The sequence below is a fragment of the Brevundimonas sp. GW822-FHT03E11 genome, from assembly GCF_058801445.1.
In genome coordinates this window covers 317,479-333,254 of the sequence record NZ_JBXANG010000001.1, presented here as the reverse complement: position 1 = coordinate 333,254, position 15,776 = coordinate 317,479, and the positions used below count along the sequence as shown (strand labels likewise).

General features: G+C 67.4%; 15 protein-coding genes. 7 read left to right on the top strand and 8 right to left on the bottom strand.

The window, feature by feature from the left end:
* Positions 1 to 17: 17 nt before the first annotated feature.
* Positions 18 to 422, top strand: a complete 405-nt coding sequence (locus AC1RKE_RS01685) for an EF-hand domain-containing protein (RefSeq protein ID WP_348683391.1) — start codon at positions 18 to 20, stop codon at positions 420 to 422.
* Here AC1RKE_RS01685 and AC1RKE_RS01680 read toward each other — a convergent pair whose 3' ends face one another.
* The 3 genes from AC1RKE_RS01680 to AC1RKE_RS01670 all read right to left on the bottom strand — a co-directional run bounded on the left by AC1RKE_RS01680 (position 423) and on the right by AC1RKE_RS01670 (position 3,931).
* Entirely contained in the window at positions 423 to 1,349 is a 927-nt protein-coding gene (locus AC1RKE_RS01680; RefSeq protein ID WP_348683389.1) for a 2-hydroxyacid dehydrogenase, read from the bottom strand. It lies immediately after the preceding gene.
* A gap of 29 nt (positions 1,350 to 1,378) precedes the next feature.
* Positions 1,379 to 3,046, bottom strand: a complete 1,668-nt coding sequence (gene ettA / locus AC1RKE_RS01675; RefSeq protein WP_395942354.1) for an energy-dependent translational throttle protein EttA — start codon at positions 3,044 to 3,046, stop codon at positions 1,379 to 1,381.
* Positions 3,047 to 3,175: 129 nt separating this feature from the next.
* The gene (locus AC1RKE_RS01670; protein WP_348682928.1) at positions 3,176 to 3,931 is read right to left on the bottom strand and encodes a tRNA1(Val) (adenine(37)-N6)-methyltransferase; all 756 of its coding nucleotides are present in this window, start codon (positions 3,929 to 3,931) and stop codon (positions 3,176 to 3,178) included.
* A gap of 125 nt (positions 3,932 to 4,056) precedes the next feature.
* Between AC1RKE_RS01670 and AC1RKE_RS01665 the strand changes: the two genes are divergently transcribed.
* Positions 4,057 to 5,073: a polyprenyl synthetase family protein gene (locus tag AC1RKE_RS01665; RefSeq protein WP_395941925.1), complete on the top strand. Its 1,017-nt coding sequence runs from the start codon at positions 4,057 to 4,059 to the stop codon at positions 5,071 to 5,073.
* A 4-nt stretch (positions 5,074 to 5,077) separates the two neighbouring features.
* Entirely contained in the window at positions 5,078 to 5,731 is a 654-nt protein-coding gene (locus AC1RKE_RS01660) for a squalene/phytoene synthase family protein (RefSeq protein ID WP_348682929.1), read from the top strand.
* Here the strand turns inward: AC1RKE_RS01660 and trmFO are convergent.
* The gene (trmFO, locus tag AC1RKE_RS01655) at positions 5,728 to 7,125 is read right to left on the bottom strand and encodes a methylenetetrahydrofolate--tRNA-(uracil(54)-C(5))-methyltransferase (FADH(2)-oxidizing) TrmFO (protein WP_348682931.1); all 1,398 of its coding nucleotides are present in this window, start codon (positions 7,123 to 7,125) and stop codon (positions 5,728 to 5,730) included. The genes AC1RKE_RS01660 and trmFO overlap by 4 nt on opposite strands.
* Before the next feature lie 74 nt (positions 7,126 to 7,199).
* Between trmFO and AC1RKE_RS01650 the strand changes: the two genes are divergently transcribed.
* Positions 7,200 to 8,018, top strand: coding sequence for a hypothetical protein (locus AC1RKE_RS01650; RefSeq protein ID WP_348682932.1), 819 nt, complete (start codon positions 7,200 to 7,202; stop codon positions 8,016 to 8,018).
* Positions 8,019 to 8,021: 3 nt separating this feature from the next.
* Here the strand turns inward: AC1RKE_RS01650 and AC1RKE_RS01645 are convergent, their stop codons facing one another.
* Both AC1RKE_RS01645 and AC1RKE_RS01640 read right to left on the bottom strand, forming a co-directional pair.
* Positions 8,022 to 8,276: a DUF2164 domain-containing protein gene (locus AC1RKE_RS01645; RefSeq protein ID WP_197273309.1), complete on the bottom strand. Its 255-nt coding sequence runs from the start codon at positions 8,274 to 8,276 to the stop codon at positions 8,022 to 8,024.
* On the bottom strand, positions 8,276 to 10,162 hold the full coding sequence (locus AC1RKE_RS01640) for an ABC-F family ATP-binding cassette domain-containing protein (protein ID WP_348682933.1): 1,887 nt from the start codon (positions 10,160 to 10,162) through the stop codon (positions 8,276 to 8,278). The genes AC1RKE_RS01645 and AC1RKE_RS01640 overlap by 1 nt, the downstream gene beginning before the upstream one ends.
* 147 nt (positions 10,163 to 10,309) lie before the next feature.
* On the opposite strand from AC1RKE_RS01640, the gene ndk reads away from it, so the two are divergent.
* Positions 10,310 to 10,729, top strand: a complete 420-nt coding sequence (ndk, locus tag AC1RKE_RS01635) for a nucleoside-diphosphate kinase (RefSeq protein ID WP_054766137.1) — start codon at positions 10,310 to 10,312, stop codon at positions 10,727 to 10,729.
* Positions 10,730 to 10,853: 124 nt separating this feature from the next.
* Positions 10,854 to 11,054, top strand: coding sequence for a YMGG-like glycine zipper-containing protein (locus AC1RKE_RS01630; protein ID WP_054766136.1), 201 nt, complete (start codon positions 10,854 to 10,856; stop codon positions 11,052 to 11,054).
* A 75-nt stretch (positions 11,055 to 11,129) separates the two neighbouring features.
* Here the strand turns inward: AC1RKE_RS01630 and AC1RKE_RS01625 are convergent, their stop codons facing one another.
* Complete coding sequence (locus AC1RKE_RS01625) at positions 11,130 to 13,196, bottom strand: M13 family metallopeptidase (RefSeq protein WP_395941926.1); 2,067 nt, start codon at positions 13,194 to 13,196, stop codon at positions 11,130 to 11,132.
* Between the two features lie 169 nt (positions 13,197 to 13,365).
* Positions 13,366 to 13,968 (bottom strand): phosphoribosylglycinamide formyltransferase, encoded by a 603-nt coding sequence (gene purN / locus AC1RKE_RS01620; protein ID WP_287103893.1) that lies wholly within the window; start codon positions 13,966 to 13,968, stop codon positions 13,366 to 13,368.
* 144 nt (positions 13,969 to 14,112) lie between these two features.
* On the opposite strand from purN, the gene AC1RKE_RS01615 reads away from it, so the two are divergent.
* Entirely contained in the window at positions 14,113 to 15,711 is a 1,599-nt protein-coding gene (locus AC1RKE_RS01615) for a S10 family peptidase (protein WP_348682935.1), read from the top strand.
* Positions 15,712 to 15,776 lie beyond the last annotated feature (65 nt).

The following is a 15,776-nucleotide window of genomic DNA, read 5'->3' as shown; positions in this document are numbered from 1 at the left end:
CCCTTTGGAGTGGTTCCATGCGCAGTCTTCTGATCTCAACCTTCGCCCTCCTCGTCGCCGGACCCGCCCTGGCGCAGAGCGATTTTCCTGAGCCGCCGATGGGCGGGGGGCAGATGTCCGGCCCGCCGCCGATGGGCGGGATGCGTCCGCCGGAGCGCGAGACCCTCGCTGACATGAAGGCGAGGATGGGCGCCATGTTCGACCGTATCGACGCCAACCATGACGGCGCGATCAACGCCTCGGAGCTGGCCGCCTCGCCGGGCGGTCGGATGCTGAGCCGCGCCGATGCGGATGGGAACGGACTCATCACCAAGGCCGAGATGGAGGCCGCCGCCGAAGCCATGTTCAAGACCATGGACAAGAACGGCGACGGCGTCGTCACGGCCGATGAACGCCCCCAGCGTCCGCAACGCCCGGACTGATCACTCGACCGGCGTCTTCAGCGGCTGGCCCGCGAAATGCGCCTGAAGATTCTGCATCAGCAGCATCAGCATGCCCTGCACCCCGGCGGTCGTCGCGCCGGCGGTGTGGGGCGTCAGGACGAGGTTCGGAACATCGGCCCAGCGTGAAGGCTCGGTCGGCTCCTCCATGAAGACGTCCAAGGCCGCCTGACCCAGGGCGCCGGATTTCAGCATGTCGATCAGGGCGTCCTCATCGACCAACTGACCGCGCGCGACATTGACCAGCAGGCCGTCCGGCCCCAGGGCCTGAAGCACCTCGCGAGAGATCAGGCCGCGATTGGTTTCATCGGCCTTGCAGGCGACGACCAGGATGTCGCTGGCCTTGGCCAGGGCCGACAGACTGTCGGCCCGCGGCCATTCGGCGCCCTTGGGGCGAGGGCCCCACCAGCTCACATCCATGCGGAACGTCTCGGCGCGCCGGGCCACGGCCGCGCCTATGGCGCCCAGGCCGACGACGCCCAGTTTCTGGCCGCCGAGCGAGGGGGTGATGCTGCGGGTCTCGGCGGTCCAGCCGCCCGACCGGACCTGACGATCGCCCGAGACGATCTGCCGACGCGCGGCCAGGATCAGGCCCAGGGCGTGGTCGGCCACGTCTTCATGGTTGACCCCCGGCGCATGGGTGACGGGCAGGCCGCGTTCACGACACCAGTCGATGTCGATCCCGTCATAGCCCGAGGTGAAACAGGCGATCAGATCGAGGGCGGGGAGGCGTTCGATCAGCCCCTTGTCCAGCGGCGCCTCGCCGGCGACGATCAGGGCGCGGATGTCATGGGCGGCCTCAATGGGCGGGCCTTCCCAGAAGCGGTAGACGTCATAGGCGCTCTCTAGGATCGGCGAGAGCGGGGCGAGATGCCGCTGCATGATGAGAACGGCGGGGCGTTGGGTCATGCAGCGGCTCCTCTTTTTAGATCAGGCGATCAGCGCCCGAACTTCTGGTGTTGCAGGCGCTTGGGAATGATGCTGTCGGCGCCCAGGCGGCGCATCTTGTCCTGTTCGTAGGCCTCGAAGTTCCCTTCGAACCATTCCACATGGCCGTCGCCTTCAAAGGCGAGGATGTGGGTGGCCAGACGGTCCAGGAACCAGCGGTCGTGGGAGATGACCACGGCGCAGCCGGCGAACTCCTCCAGAGCCTCCTCGAGGTTCTGCAGGGTCTCGATATCCAGGTCGTTGGTCGGTTCGTCGAGCAGGATCAGATTCCCGCCGGCGGCCAGGGTCTTGGCCAGATGGACGCGGTTGCGCTCGCCGCCGGACAGCTGACCGACCTTCTTCTGCTGGTCGCCGCCCTTGAAGTTGAAGCTGCCGACGTAGGCGCGGGTGTTGATCTCGCGCTTGCCGACCATCATCACGTCGGTGCCGCCGGAGATGGCCTGCCAGATGGTCTCGTCCGGCTTCAGATCATCACGCGACTGGTCGACATAGGCCAGCTTGACCGTCTCGCCGACACGGATCGAGCCGCCGTCGGGCTTTTCCTGGCCTGTGATCAGCTTGAACATGGTCGACTTGCCGGCGCCGTTGGGGCCGATGACGCCGACGATGCCGTTGGGCGGCAGTTTGAAGGTCAGGTTGTCGAACAGGGTCTTGTCGCCGTAGGACTTCTGCAGGCCTTCGACCTCCAGCACGACATTGCCGAGGCGCGGTCCGGGCGGGATCTGGATGTGGGCGTGGGTCTGGGCGCCGCGCATCGACTCCTGTTCCTCGACCATCCGCTCGTAGGCGGCCAGACGGGCCTTGGACTTGGCCTGACGGGCCTTGGCGCCCGAACGGACCCATTCCAGTTCGCGCGAGAGGGCGCGCTGGCGGGCTTCGGATTCCGACTGTTCCTGAATGACGCGCTTGGTCTTGGCTTCCAGCCAGGAGGAATAGTTGCCCTCGTGCGGATGGCCCTTGCCGCGGTCCAGCTCCAGCGTCCACTTGGTGACCTGGTCCAGGAAGTAGCGGTCGTGGGTGACCAGGATGACGCAGCCCGGGAAGTTTTCCAGATGGTGCTGCAGCCAGGCGACGGATTCGGCGTCCAAGTGGTTGGTCGGTTCGTCCATCAGCAGCATGTCGGGCTTGGACAGCAGCAGGCGGGCCAGGGCCACGCGGCGCTTCTCACCGCCGGACAGGTTGGTGACTTCCCAGTCGTCGGGCGGGCAGCGCAGGGCGCCCATGGCCTGGTCGATCCGAGCGTCGATGTCCCAGACGTCGCCGGCGTCGATCTTCTCCTGGAGGGCGGTCATCTCCTCCATCAGTTCGTCGGTGTAGTTTTCGCCAAGTTCGGCGGCGACTTCATTGAAGCGGTTGACCCACTGCTTCTCCTCGCACCAGGCCTCGACGTTCTGGCGAACGTTCAGGGCGGGGTCGAGTTGGGGCTCCTGCTCCAGATAGCCGCGCTTGATTCCGTCGGCGGCGCGGGCCTCGCCGGTGAACTCGGTGTCCAGGCCGGCCATGATCTTCAGCAGGGTGGACTTACCCGAGCCGTTGACCCCGACGACGCCGATCTTGGCGTCGTTGTAGAAGCTGAGCCAGATGTTCTCGAAGATCTTGCGGCCGCCGGGGAAGGTCTTGGTCAGACCCTGCATCTGGAAAATATATTGTTGCGCCATGAGGTGCGATTTCGCCCTTGGGGTTTTCGTCGAATGGGGGAGGTTGCCGCGGATGTAGCGATCCTGAGGCGCGAGAGCAAATAAGGCGAGTATTGGCGGGTCGGGCGCCCTGTGTCGGAACGGGGCCTCTCACCAGTCCAGAGCGGCTTCGCCTCTCAGAAGGGCTTCGGATTCGGGCGTGTGTTTGGCGCCCGATCGGTTGTGCAGCACCAGCGGCGGCAGGAGGCGCAACGGCGCCTTGCCGGTCTTGATCGCCCGGACCAGCACCCGTTTGGCCGGTTCCTCGGCGAAGGGCTGGATCGGTCGAATGGCGAAGGACCCGGCCTTGTCTCCCAGCAGGGCCAGAAGATCGGCCAGGCGGTCGGCGCGGTGGATGATCACGATCCGGCCGCCCTCGCGCACCGCTTTCAGCAGCAGGCCGGTCCACGCCGCCAGACCGTCGTCGGCCATCCAGGCGCCGTGCTTGCCCGGGGCCGGCGCGCGCAGGGCGCCCGGGTCGTCGAAGAAGGGGGGATTGGATACGGCCCAGTCGAAGGCCGGCAGCTCCAGGGGGCGGAAGCCCGCCGCCACTTCGCCGTCGATGACGGTCATACGGTCCGTGAAACCGTTCAGCGCCGCATTCTGACGCGCCAGATCGGCGGCGAGCGAGTCGCGCTCCAGCCCCGTCAGGAAAGCCCCCTCATGACGGGCGGCGATCTGCATCAGGACCGCCCCCGTGCCGCAGCCGGCTTCGAACAGCCGCTCGCCCGGCCGTGGCGCGACGGCGGCGGCCAAAATGGCCGCGTCCATGCCGGCGCGATAACCCCGCGCGGGCTGTCGCAAGCGCACGCGCCCGCCTAACAGGGCGTTCTCGACGACTTCCGGCGCGGCGGGAACGCTGTCCAAGCCTCAATCTCCTTGACCCTCCGGGGGGTGATCACCATTGTGCGCGCCATCGCGATCCGGCAAGCGGATCGCGGTCGGAATTAGCTGCGCGGCGGACGTTGCGCGACCTGCGAAAGAGTATCCCCTTGGACCTCGCCCCTGCCGTGTTTCCCCGTCCGAAGGGGGATGTGAACGCCCTCGTCCGGCTGGCCGGAACCGATATGGCCGAGGTGGACGCCCTGATCATCGACCGGATGCAGTCGGACGTGCCGATCATCCCAAAACTGGCCGAACATCTGGTCTCGGCAGGGGGCAAACGGCTGCGGCCCCTGCTCACAGTCGCCGCCGCCAGGGCCACGGGCGCGCAGGGGGACATTCTGTCGCCCAAGAAGCTGGCGGCGGCGGTGGAGTTCATCCACACAGCCACCCTGCTGCACGACGACATCGTCGATGCGTCGGAGCTGCGTCGAGGCAAGGTCGCCGCTCATCTGATCTGGGGCGCGCCGACCAGCGTCCTGGTCGGCGACTTCCTGTTCGCCCGCGCCTTCGAACTGATGGTCGAAACGGATTCGATGCGGGCTCTGGGCATTCTGGCCGAGGCCTCGCGCGTGATCTCGGAAGGCGAGGTGCTGCAGCTGACCCGCGCCCACGACCTGAACCTGGACCAGGCCACCTATCTTCAGATCATCTCGGCCAAGACCGCCGAACTGTTCGCCGCCGCCGCCGAGGCGGGGGCCGTGGGCGCCGGGGCGTCGGCCGGGGCGGTCAAGGCCCTGCGCGATTACGGCATGGCCCTGGGCATCGCCTTCCAGCTGGCCGATGACGCCCTGGATTACGGCGCGACTGCCGAGGCCCTGGGCAAGAACGCCGGCGACGATTTCAACGAGGGCAAGGCCACCCTGCCGCTGCTGCTGGCCGTGGCCCGCACAAAAGGCCGCGAGGACGCCTTCTGGGAGCGGACCGTGACCAAGGGCGAGCGCACGCCCGAGGACTTCGCCCGCGCCCGTGAACTGGTCGTCGGCTCCGGCGCCATCGGCGCGACCCTGGACCTGGCCGGCGACTATGCCGATCAGGCCAAGGCCGCCCTGTCGGTCCTGCCGGCGTCCGACTGGCGCGCGGCCCTGGAAGACCTGGCCGATTTCGCCGTTTCGCGTGCCGCCTGAACCTGTGAATGAACCCGCTCCGACGGCGACGGTCGCAGCGAGTCTGGACGCCCAGGTTCACGCCGCCGATCTGGACCGCTGGCTGTCCAGCCGCCTGGTCGCCGATGAGCGCGCCCGCGCCGACCTGATCGCCCTCTACGCCTTCGAGGCCGAGCTGATGGCCATACCCACGCGGGTGACCCAGCCGCTTCTGGCCGAGATGCGCTACACTTGGTGGGCCGAGCAGTTGGACGGGGTCTTCGCTGGGGTCGCCCGCAAGGGTCACCCGGTGCTGGAGGCCCTGACCGATCTGGTCGCCCGCCACGCCCTGGACCGCGCGCCCTTCGACGCCCTGATCGAGGCTCATATCGGCCGCGTCCACGGCGAGCCCCACGATCTGGACGCCTTTTACGTCGGCCCGATGCAGACGGCGGTTCATGTGCTGGCCGGTCCGGGCCACGGGGACAAGGTGGTCGAGGCGGGTCGGGTGCGGGGGCTGGGGCAGGTCGGGCGGACGGAGGAGGCGCGGGCGGGGCGCCGGACGGCGAACGCGGCCTTGAAGAGCTTGCCCGCCGAAGCCTTCCCGGCCGTGGCCTCGGCCGCCCTGACGACGCCCGATCAGCCGGAGCCGCTCAAGCGTTTGCGACTGCTCTGGGCGACGGTCCGCGGACGGGTTTAGCCCGCGTCCCGCCACGCCTTCAGGCTCGCCATCGCACGAAGGCTCTGCAGCCGCTTCTTGGCCCGTCCGCGTTCCTTGGGATGGATGCGCTTGCCGTCCTCATCGACCTTGGGGGCCTCCAGCGGGGGCAGCAGGCCGTAGTTGATGTTCATCGGCTGGAACTTGGAGCCTTCCAGATGGCCCCCGGTGATGTGTTCGACCAGGGCGCCCATGGCGGTCTCGGGCGGGGGCGGCGACAGGTCGCGGCCCAGAGCTTGCGCCGCGGCGAGGCGGCCGGTCAGCAGGCCCATGGCGGCGCTCTCGACATAGCCCTCGACCCCCGTGACCTGGCCGGCGAAGCGCAGCCGGGGCATGGCCTTGAGCCGCAACTGCTTGTCCAGCAACTGGGGACTGTTCAGATAGGTGTTGCGGTGCAGGCCGCCCAGACGCGCGAACTGGGCGTTCTGCAAGCCGGGGATCATGCGGAAGACCTCGGCCTGCGCCCCGTGCTTCAGCTTGGTCTGGAAGCCGACCATGTTGAACAGGGTGCCCAAGGCGTTGTCCTGACGCAGCTGGACGATGGCGTGAGGCTTGACCGTCGGATTGCGCGGATTGGTCAGGCCGACGGGCTTCATCGGGCCGTGTCGCAGGGTCTCGCGCCCCCGCTCGGCCATGACCTCGATCGGCAGACAGCCGTCGAAATAGGGGACGTGCTCCCAGTCCTTGAACTCGGCCTTGGGGCCGTTCAGCAGGGCGTCGATGAAGGCCTCGTACTGGTCCTTGTCCATCGGACAGTTGACGTAGGCGGCCGCGTCTCCGCCGGGACCTTCCTTGTCATAGCGCGACTGCCGCCAGGCGATGTCGAAGTCGATCGAGTCAGCGTGGACGATGGGGGCGATGGCGTCGAAGAAGCTCAGGCTCTCCTCGCCCGTCGCCTTCAGGATGGCGTCGGCCAGGGCGGGCGAGGTCAGGGGGCCGGTGGCGACAATCACATTGTCCCAATCCTCAGGCGGCAGGCCGACGATCTCCTCACGCACGACGGTGATCAGAGGGTGGGCCTCCAGCTTCGCCGTGACCGCCTGGGAAAAGCCGTCGCGATCCACCGCCAGGGCGCCGCCCGCCGGCACCTGATGGGCGTCGCCGCATGCCATGATGACCGAGTCCAGCGCGCGCATCTCGGCGTGCAGCAGACCGACCGCATTGTACTCCCAATCATCCGAGCGGAAGGAGTTGGAGCAGACCAGTTCGGCCAGTCCGTCCGTCTGGTGGGCGTCGGTCTTCACGCCGGGCACGCCTCGCATCTCGTGCAGGATGACGGGCACGCCGGCCTGAGCGATCTGCCAGGCGGCTTCTGAGCCGGCCAGGCCGCCGCCGATGACGTGAACAGGGGAAGGAGATGTGGGGGAAGCGTTCATCGCGGCCTTCTAGCGGCCGTCTGGCGTGATGTCATGATCCCCTGCTATGTCGCGGCGGGGATGAGGGGGTGCGCGTGAACCGTCACAGACAATTGCCGTTAGGCGAGACCCTGAAGGCCGCCTTCGCAAAGCTGCCGCTGGCCTGGCGGAGCGCGTGGGGCGCGATCCTGGTCTGCGCCGTCGTTTGGAGCGTCGCCGGGTGGAGCGCCCATGCGGTTGAAGCCTCGTGGGCGATGATCGGGCGGGGTGTCGGCCAGATCGCCGGCCTCGTCGCCGGCTTGGCCCTGGCGGGCGGCCTGACGCGGATTGCGGTCAGCGCGGATCTGGAAGAGGCGCGGCGACGCGGACTGGGTCCTGCCGGTCTTCAGTTCGGATGGCCGGAACTGCGGCTGCTGGGCGCCGCCCTGCTGTGCGCGGTCTTCATGGCCATGATCCTCTCGGTCGCGGCCCTGCTGCTTCTGGCCCTGTTCGGCATGGCGGGGCTGGACGCTGAGGCGATCAACCAGCGGAACTGGGTTGCGGTCGGTCCGGTGTGGAAGCTGGTCCTGCTCGCGGTCGTGACCCTGCTGGTGGCCTATGGGGTTCTAGTGATGGCCGTGCGGCTGTCCTTGTTCGCCCCGGCCACCCTGGGGCGCGGGCATATGGTCTCGCTGAACAGCATGGGCGTCGCCGAGGGCAGTTTCTGGCCCCTGCTGGGCGGGCTGATCGTGGTCGGCCTGCCCAAGCTGGTCCTGATCGGGCTCTCCGCTGCGGGCTTGCTGTCCGGCGCCGCCAGGGACGTGGCATCCGCCCTGGTCCTGTCGGGGCTGGAGGCGCCCTTGGCCGCCGTCTTCCTGGGCGAAGCCTATCAGCGGCTGGAATATTGGGCTCCGGACGCGCGCGATCCGGGCTGACGCCTAACGGATCGAAACTGAGCGTTCCAGGCCATACAGGGCCTCGACCACGTCCTCCGCCTTCTGCTGGACCAACTGCTGGGCGTCCTGAACGCCGCGATTGTAGAAGATCGCGCCGATTTCCTTGCCGATGAAGTCCAGCAACATCTCGGCCGGCAGTTGAGCCAGCTCCTGCTCCAGCTCGTCGCGGAAATAGGCGCGCAGCCTGGCCGTGGCGGCCGCGCGCTGATCCTTGGACAGTTGAACGGGCTTGATCATCACGCCACCTCGGCCAGCGCCTCTTCCGCCGCGATCCAGGCGGTTTCAGCGGCGTCCAGATCGGCCTGGGTCTTGGCGCGGGCGCGGCCCAGGCTTTCCAGCTTTTTCGAGTCATTGGCGGCTGCCGCAGCGGCGAGGTCGGTGTCGATACGGGCCAGGTCGGCGGTCAGGCGCGCCATCTCCTCTTCTGCCTTCTTCACCGCATGGCGTAGGGTAGAGGGGGAGGGGCCTGACTTCTTCTTCTCCGCCTTGGGCGCAGCGACAGGCGCCGCTTCGGCCACGGGCTCGGGCTTGAGCTGACTGGGCTTCATCCCGGCTTGTTTGGCGCGGTCGAGGACGAACTTGGCGTAGTCGTCCATGTCGCCTTCGAACGGCTTCACCGTACCGTCGGCGGCCAGCCACAGCCGGTCGGCGACCAGCTCCATCAGCGACCGATCGTGGGTGATCAGGATGACGGCGCCCGTGTACTGGTTCAGGGCGTCCAGCAGGGCGCGACGGCTGTCGATGTCCAGGTGGTTGGTCGGTTCGTCGAGGATCAGGATGTGGGGCGCATCCATGGCCACCAGGTTCAGCAGAAGACGCGCGCGCTCGCCCCCGGACAGGGCCCCCACCTTGGTGTCCTGCTTCTGATAGGGCAGGCCGAACTGGGCCAGGCGGCTGCGCCGGCTGCTTTCGGACGCTTCGGGCATGGCGCGCAGGATGATCTGCAACGGCGTGTCCTCGGGGTCCATCGCCTCGATCTGATGCTGGTGGAACCAGCCGACCCGCATCTTGCCGTCGCGGTGGAATTCTCCGGCGTCGACGGTCAGGGCCTTGGCGATCAGCTTGGCGAAGGTGGACTTGCCGGCGCCGTTGACGCCCAAGAGGCCGATGCGGTCGTCCAGGTCCATCCGCAGGTTCAGGTTCTTGAGGATCGGCTTGCCCGGCTCATAGCCGACGCTGGCCTTCTCCAGTCGGATCAGGGGCGGGGGCAGGGGGCGTTCCGGCGAGGGCAGGACGAAGGGGGCGACGCGCTCCTCGGGCGGCAGCTCGATCCGCTCCATCTTCTCCAGCTTCTTGACGCGCGACTGGGCCTGGGTGGCCTTGGACGCCTTGGCCTTGAAGCGGTCGATGAACTTCTGAAGGTGGGCGCGCTCGGCGTCCTGCTTGGACTTGGTGGCCTCCATCAGCCGCAGCTTTTCGGCTCGGGTGCGCTCGAAGGTGTCGTAGTTGCCGGTGTAGAGCTCCAGCTTGCGGTTCGAGAGCTGAAGGATGTGGGTGCAGACCGAGTTCAGCAGGTCGCGGTCGTGCGAGATCATCAGGGCCGTGTGCGGGTATTTCTTCAGCCGCGCCTCCAGCCACAGGGCGCCTTCCAGATCGAGGTAGTTGGTCGGTTCGTCCAGCAGCAGCATGTCCGGTTCGGCGAACAGGGCGGCGGCCAGGGCCACGCGCATCCGCCAACCGCCCGAGAAGTGCGACATGGGCCGTTGGATGTCTTCCTGGCTGAAGCCCAGGCCGACCAGGATTTCCGAGGCGCGCGCCGGGGCGCTCTCGGCATCGATCTCGATCAGCCGGCCCCAGATTTCGCCCATCTCCTCGGGATCGGCGGTTTCCAGCCGCGTCATCAGCTCGTGGCGCTCGACGTCGGCCTCAAGGATGGTCTCCAGCACGCTGACGGGGGTGGCGGGGTGTTCCTGATCCACCGAGGCGATGCGGGCGGTCTTGGGCAGGCTGATCTCGTCGCCGTTGGCGGCCAGTTCGCCCAGGATCACCTTGAACAGGGTCGATTTGCCGATGCCGTTTCGGCCGACCAGACCCACCTTGGAGCCGGGTGGCAGGCTGACCGAGGCGTCGTCCAGAAACTGGCGGCCCCAGGCGTTCAGGGTCAGGTTGTTGATCTGGAGCATGTGGGCGGTCGAAATCTGAAATCGTCCGAAGGCCGCCTATCGCCGGGCGAGGGGCCGTCAGACATGAAAAAAGGGACAGTTGGAAACTCGGGAGGTCGTCGCTATAAGCCCGCGACACTCAATCTCCCAAACAAGAAGTCACTCTCCATGACCGAACGCACCTTCTCGATCATCAAGCCCGACGCCACGCGCCGCAACCTGACCGGCGCGATCAACGCCGTGATCGAAGGCGCCGGCCTGCGCATCGTGGCCCAGCGCCGCGTCAAGCTGACCACCGACCAGGCCAAGAAGTTCTACGAAGTCCACGCCGAGCGTCCCTTCTACGGCGAACTGGTCGAGCAGATGACCGCCGAGCCGGTCGTCGTCCAGGTTCTGGAAGGCGAGAACGCCGTGGCCAAGTACCGTGAAGTCATGGGCGCCACCAACCCGGAACAGGCCGCCGAAGGCACGATCCGCAAGCAATTCGCCCTGTCGATCGGCGAGAACTCGGTCCACGGCTCGGACAGCCTGGACAACGCCAAGATCGAAATCGAGCAGTTCTTCACCGAAGACCAGATCGTCGGCTAAGCGCTCAAGTCGCGAGGGGCCGCGCCCCGAGCGTAGCGCGAAGAGACAGAGGCCCGCGTCCGGAACCGGACGCGGGCCTTTTCGTTGGGTCAGTCTCGTATCGTCCCCCTCTCGGAGCAGACCCATGAAGACCATCCTGAAACTGACCCCCGTCATCGGCGCCGTGGCCCTGCTGGCCGCTTGCGGCCAGACCATGGAACAACGTGCCGCCACCGGCGCCCTGGGCGGCGCCGTCGCCGGTCAGGTGGTCGGCGGCAACACCGGCTCAACTGTCGCCGGCGCCGCCATCGGCGCTGTCGCCGGCGCTGCGACGACGCCGAAGTAAGACCTCAGCCTAACGGCTGAAAAAGAAAGGCCCGGAGCGACGCTCCGGGCCTTTTCCGTTTGGGCTGCGGACCGCCTACCAGATGCGGGCGCGGGCCTCGGGGGCGATATATTCCTTCTGGTCGGGCGAGACGCCGAAGGCGGCGTACCAAGCGTCGATGTTGCGCGGCGATGTGGCGGCCCGGACCGAACCGGGCGAATGCGGGTCGGTGGTCAGCTGTTCCTTCAGGGCCGCCTCACGCGACTTCTCGCGCCAGACCTGGGCCCAGCCCAGGAAGACGCGCTGGTCGCCGGTCAGGCCGTCGATCACCGGCGCCGGCTGGCCGTTCAGCGACTTGTGATAGGCGTCCAGAGCCAGCAGCAGGCCGCCCAGATCGGCGATGTTCTCGCCCATGGTCAGGTCGCCGTTCACGTGGACGCCGGGGATGGGCTCCAGCGAGTTGTAGATGTCGCCCAGCACCTTGGCGCGCGCCTCGAAGCGGGCGGCGTCTTCCGGCGTCCACCAGTCGCGCAGCACGCCGTCGCCGTCGGACTTGCGGCCCTGGTCGTCGAAGCCGTGGGTGATCTCATGGCCGATGACGGCGCCGATGCCGCCGTAGTTGACGGCCGGGTCCGCGTTCGGATCGAAGAAGGGCGCCTGCAGGATGGCGGCCGGGAAGACGATCTCGTTGCGCGGCGGGTTGTAATAGGCGTTCACCGTCTGGGGCGTCATGCCCCATTCCAGCGGATCGACCGGCTTGCCGATCTTGCCGCGCTGATACGCCCACTCGAAAGCGCTGGAGCGTTCGACATTGCCGTACAGGTCGCCGGGGGTCAGTTCGAGACCGTCATAAGACCGCCACTTGTCGGGGTAGCCGATCTTCACCCCGAACTTGGACATCTTGTAGAGGGCCTGTTCGCGGGTCGCCTCGCTCATCCAGTCCAGGGTCTTCAGCCGCTCGGTCATGGCCGCGCGGATGTTGTCGACCAGGGTCTCCATCTGAGCCTTGGATGAGGCGGGGAAGTGCAGACGGACATATTCCTGGGCCAGGACCTCGCCCAGCTGACCGTCGACCAGGGCTACGCCCCGGTTCCAGCGCGGCCGGTTCTCGGGCTGGCCGCGCAGGGTCTTGCCGCGGAATTCGAAGCGGGCGTCGACGAAGGCCTTGGATAGATAGGGGCTGGCCTGATCGACGATCTGGGTGGCCTCCCACGCCTTCAGGGTCTCGATCGGGGTGTCGGCGAAGACCTGGGCGATGCCGGGGATGGCCGTGTTCTCCATCAGCACCAGGGTGTCGAGGTTTCCGACCTGGGCGCCGTCGAGGAAGGCGGCCCAGTCGAAGCCGGGGGCCAGGGCGGCCAGGTCGGCGACCTTGCTGGGGTTGTAGAGCTTGTCGATCTGGCGACGCTCGACCGTGGTCCAGTGCTTCTCCGCGACCTTGGTCTCGAAGGCCAGGATGTCGGCGGCGGTCTTGGCCGGCTCGGTCCAGCCGATGGCGGTCAGGGTCTGGGTCAAATAGGCCAGATAGGCCTCGCGCTGGGCGGCGAAGTCCGGCTTCAGATAATAGTCGCGGTCGGGCAGGCCCAGGCCGCCCTGACCCAGATAGGCCGAGTTGATGTTCGGGTTCTGCAGATCCTCGAAGACCGCGACGCCGAACAGCGAGCCGCCGAAGCCCGAATGGCTGGCGCCCATCAGGCGGGCCATGGCGGCGTGGTCGGTCACAGCCTTCACGGCGGCCAGGTCGGCGGCCATGGGGGCCGCGCCCAGCTGTTCGACGCGGGCCTCGTCCATGAAGCTGGCGTAGAGGGCGCCGACCTTCTGGGCGTTGGCGTTGACCGGATTGGCGGCGCTGGCCTCGATGATCGCGCGCAGCTGGGCCTGGGCGTTTTCATAGAGGACGTCGAAAGGGCCGAACCGGGCCTTGTCGGCCGGGATCTCGGTGGTGCGGAGATAGGTTCCGTTAGCGTATTCGTTGAAGTTGTCGCCCGGCTTCACCGACGTGTTGCGACCGGCGAGGTCGAAGCCCCATTCCCCGAAAGCACCGGCGCCGAGGGGGGCGGGGGCGCCGTGCGCGCCGTGCGCGTGGTCCTGGGCCGAGGCGCCGCCGGTCAGGGCGACCACGATACAGGCCGAACAGGCGGCCATCAGGCGGATACGTTGCATGGAGAGACAGTCCTGATTGGAATCGGCGGCACCTTTGCGCCGGTCTGGCGTAGTGTCCCATGAAGTTTTCGTAATCTTGGGACGGAAGAACTGTCGAGGAGGGGACCGCACACCCTTGGCTCCCTCATCCAGGCCTCGTGCCTAGGATGACGGGTTTAGGCAGAGGGTTTCAGTCCCGCACCAGGCCCTGGCAGAAGTTCCTCAGCACCTGCGGATACAGCCTGTGCTCCGCCGTCTTGACCCGTTCGGCCAGGGCGGCGGGCGTGTCGCCGTCGATGATCCGCACGCGGGCCTGGCCCAGGACCGGGCCTTCATCCACGCCCTCGGTGACCAGATGCACGGTGCAACCGGCCTCGGCGTCGCCGGCGGCGAGGGCGCGGGCGTGGGTGTCCAGGCCCGGATAGAGGGGCAGGAGGCTGGGGTGGATGTTCAGCATCCGACCCTCCCAAGCCCGCACCAGCCAGGGGGTCAGGATGCGCATATAGCCGGCCAGGGCGACCACCTCGACGCCGGCCGCGCGCAGGGCTGCATCCACCGCCCGCTCATGCGCCTCGCGGTCCTTGCCGAACGGCTTGTGAGGGATGGACAGGGTCTGGACCCCCTTGGCCGCAGCGACGGCCAGGCCGCCGGCGTCCTCGATGTTCGAAATCACCAAGGCGACGTCATAGCCGCTGTCGGCAGTCTGACCTGCGTCGATCAGGGCGGCCATATTGGAGCCGGTTCCCGAGATCAGGACGGCGACACGGACGGGAGAAGCGGCTTGGGACGACATGGCCGCCCCCATGGCGGGGCGGGCGACGCTTGGCAAGGTTCAAACACGATCGGCTCTTGTTGTTCGTCGTGTTCGGACGTTACTGTATAACGCCGCCCGTTCGACGAGGGGTCTTAAGGGCCGGCGCGTACAGGGGATTATCGCATGAAGAGACTGATCTGCCTTGCGGCCATGGCCGCGATGCTGGGCGCGCCCGTAGCGGCCTTCGCCCAGGAGAGCGGTTCGAGCGGCAACGGCGGCGGCGCGATGCGCTCGGCGAGCGACCGATTCCGCAACGCCAACGCCGAGGCCATCGAGAAAGACTGGGCGCGCGCGCCGGTCGAGGAGACCGAGGTCACGACGGCCCATTCGGTCAACGCCCATGGCAAGACCCTGCGCTATCACGCGACGGCGGGCACGCTGACGATCCGCGACGACGCGGGCATGCCGACCGCCAGCCTGTTCTACACCGCCTATACGCTGGACGGTCAGCCCGTCGGGACGCGGCCTGTGACCTATCTGTACAACGGCGGGCCGGGCTCGCCGACGGTCTGGCTGCACATGGGCTCGTTCGGGCCGATGCGGGTCCAGACCGACGAGCCGACCGTGGTGCGCCCGGCGCCCTTCGCCTTCGGGCCCAATGACATGACCCTGCTGGACCAGACGGATCTGGTCTTCATCGACATGGTGGGGGCGGGCTTTTCGCGGCCTCTGGGCGAGACGTCCGGTTCGACCTTCTGGGGGGTGGACCAGGACGCCGACGCCTTCGCCCGCGCCATCATGCGCTACACGACCAAGTTCAGCCGCTGGTCGAGCCCGAAATACATCATCGGCGAGTCCTACGGCACCCTGCGGACCGGGGCCGTGGCCTTCCAGCTGGAAGACCGGGGCATGTCCCTGAACGGGGTGGTGCTGCTGTCCTCGATCATGAACTACGGCGTGCGTCAGCCGGGCTATCCGCAGAATTTCGTCACCCTGCTGCCGACCTATTCGGCGACGGCCTGGTATCACCGCAAGCTGGCCCATCCGGCGGCGACGGTGGGGGAACAGGTTCAGCGGGCGCGCGACTTCGCGCTCGGGCCCTACGCCTCGGCCCTGGCCAAGGGGCATATGATCTCAGACGCCGAACGGGCCGAGATCGTGCGTCAGATGAGCGAACTGACCGGCCTGTCGCCCACCTTCATCGACAACGCCAATATGCGGGTGGAGCTGAGCAGTTTCCGCAAGGAGCTGCTGCGCGACCGGCGCCAGACCATCGGGCGGCTGGACACCCGCTATCTGGGCCTGGACGACGACGCCTCCGGCGACGAGCCCGAGGACGATCCGTCCAGCTCGGCCGTGACGGGGGCCTATTTCGGCGTCTTCCGCGACTATGTGGCCAATGAGCTGAACTACAAGACCGACGTCGAATACCGGATGTCGGCGCGGGGCCTGCCGGGCTTCAACTGGAACTGGAGCCACCGTCCGCCGGTCGGCGGGCCGCAGACGACGCCGAACACGGCGGTCGATCTGGCCACGGCGATGCGGCGCAATCCCTATCTGAAGGTGATGTCGCTGAACGGTTACTACGACGCCGCGACGCCCTTCTTCTCGACCGAGTTCGACCTGGCCCAGATGATGCTGGAGCCGAACCTGAGGCCGAACCTGGAGTTCACTTACTATGAGGGCGGGCACATGATGTACCTGAGCCACGAGGCCCTGGTGAAGCTCCACGCCGACCTGTCGCGCTTCTACAGCGAAACGGCGAACGGCGGGGCGCGCTGATACGCAAAAGGGCCGGAGGCGTCGCCGCCTCCTGCCCTTGTTTCATTCGAAATCGGCGGGTCGAA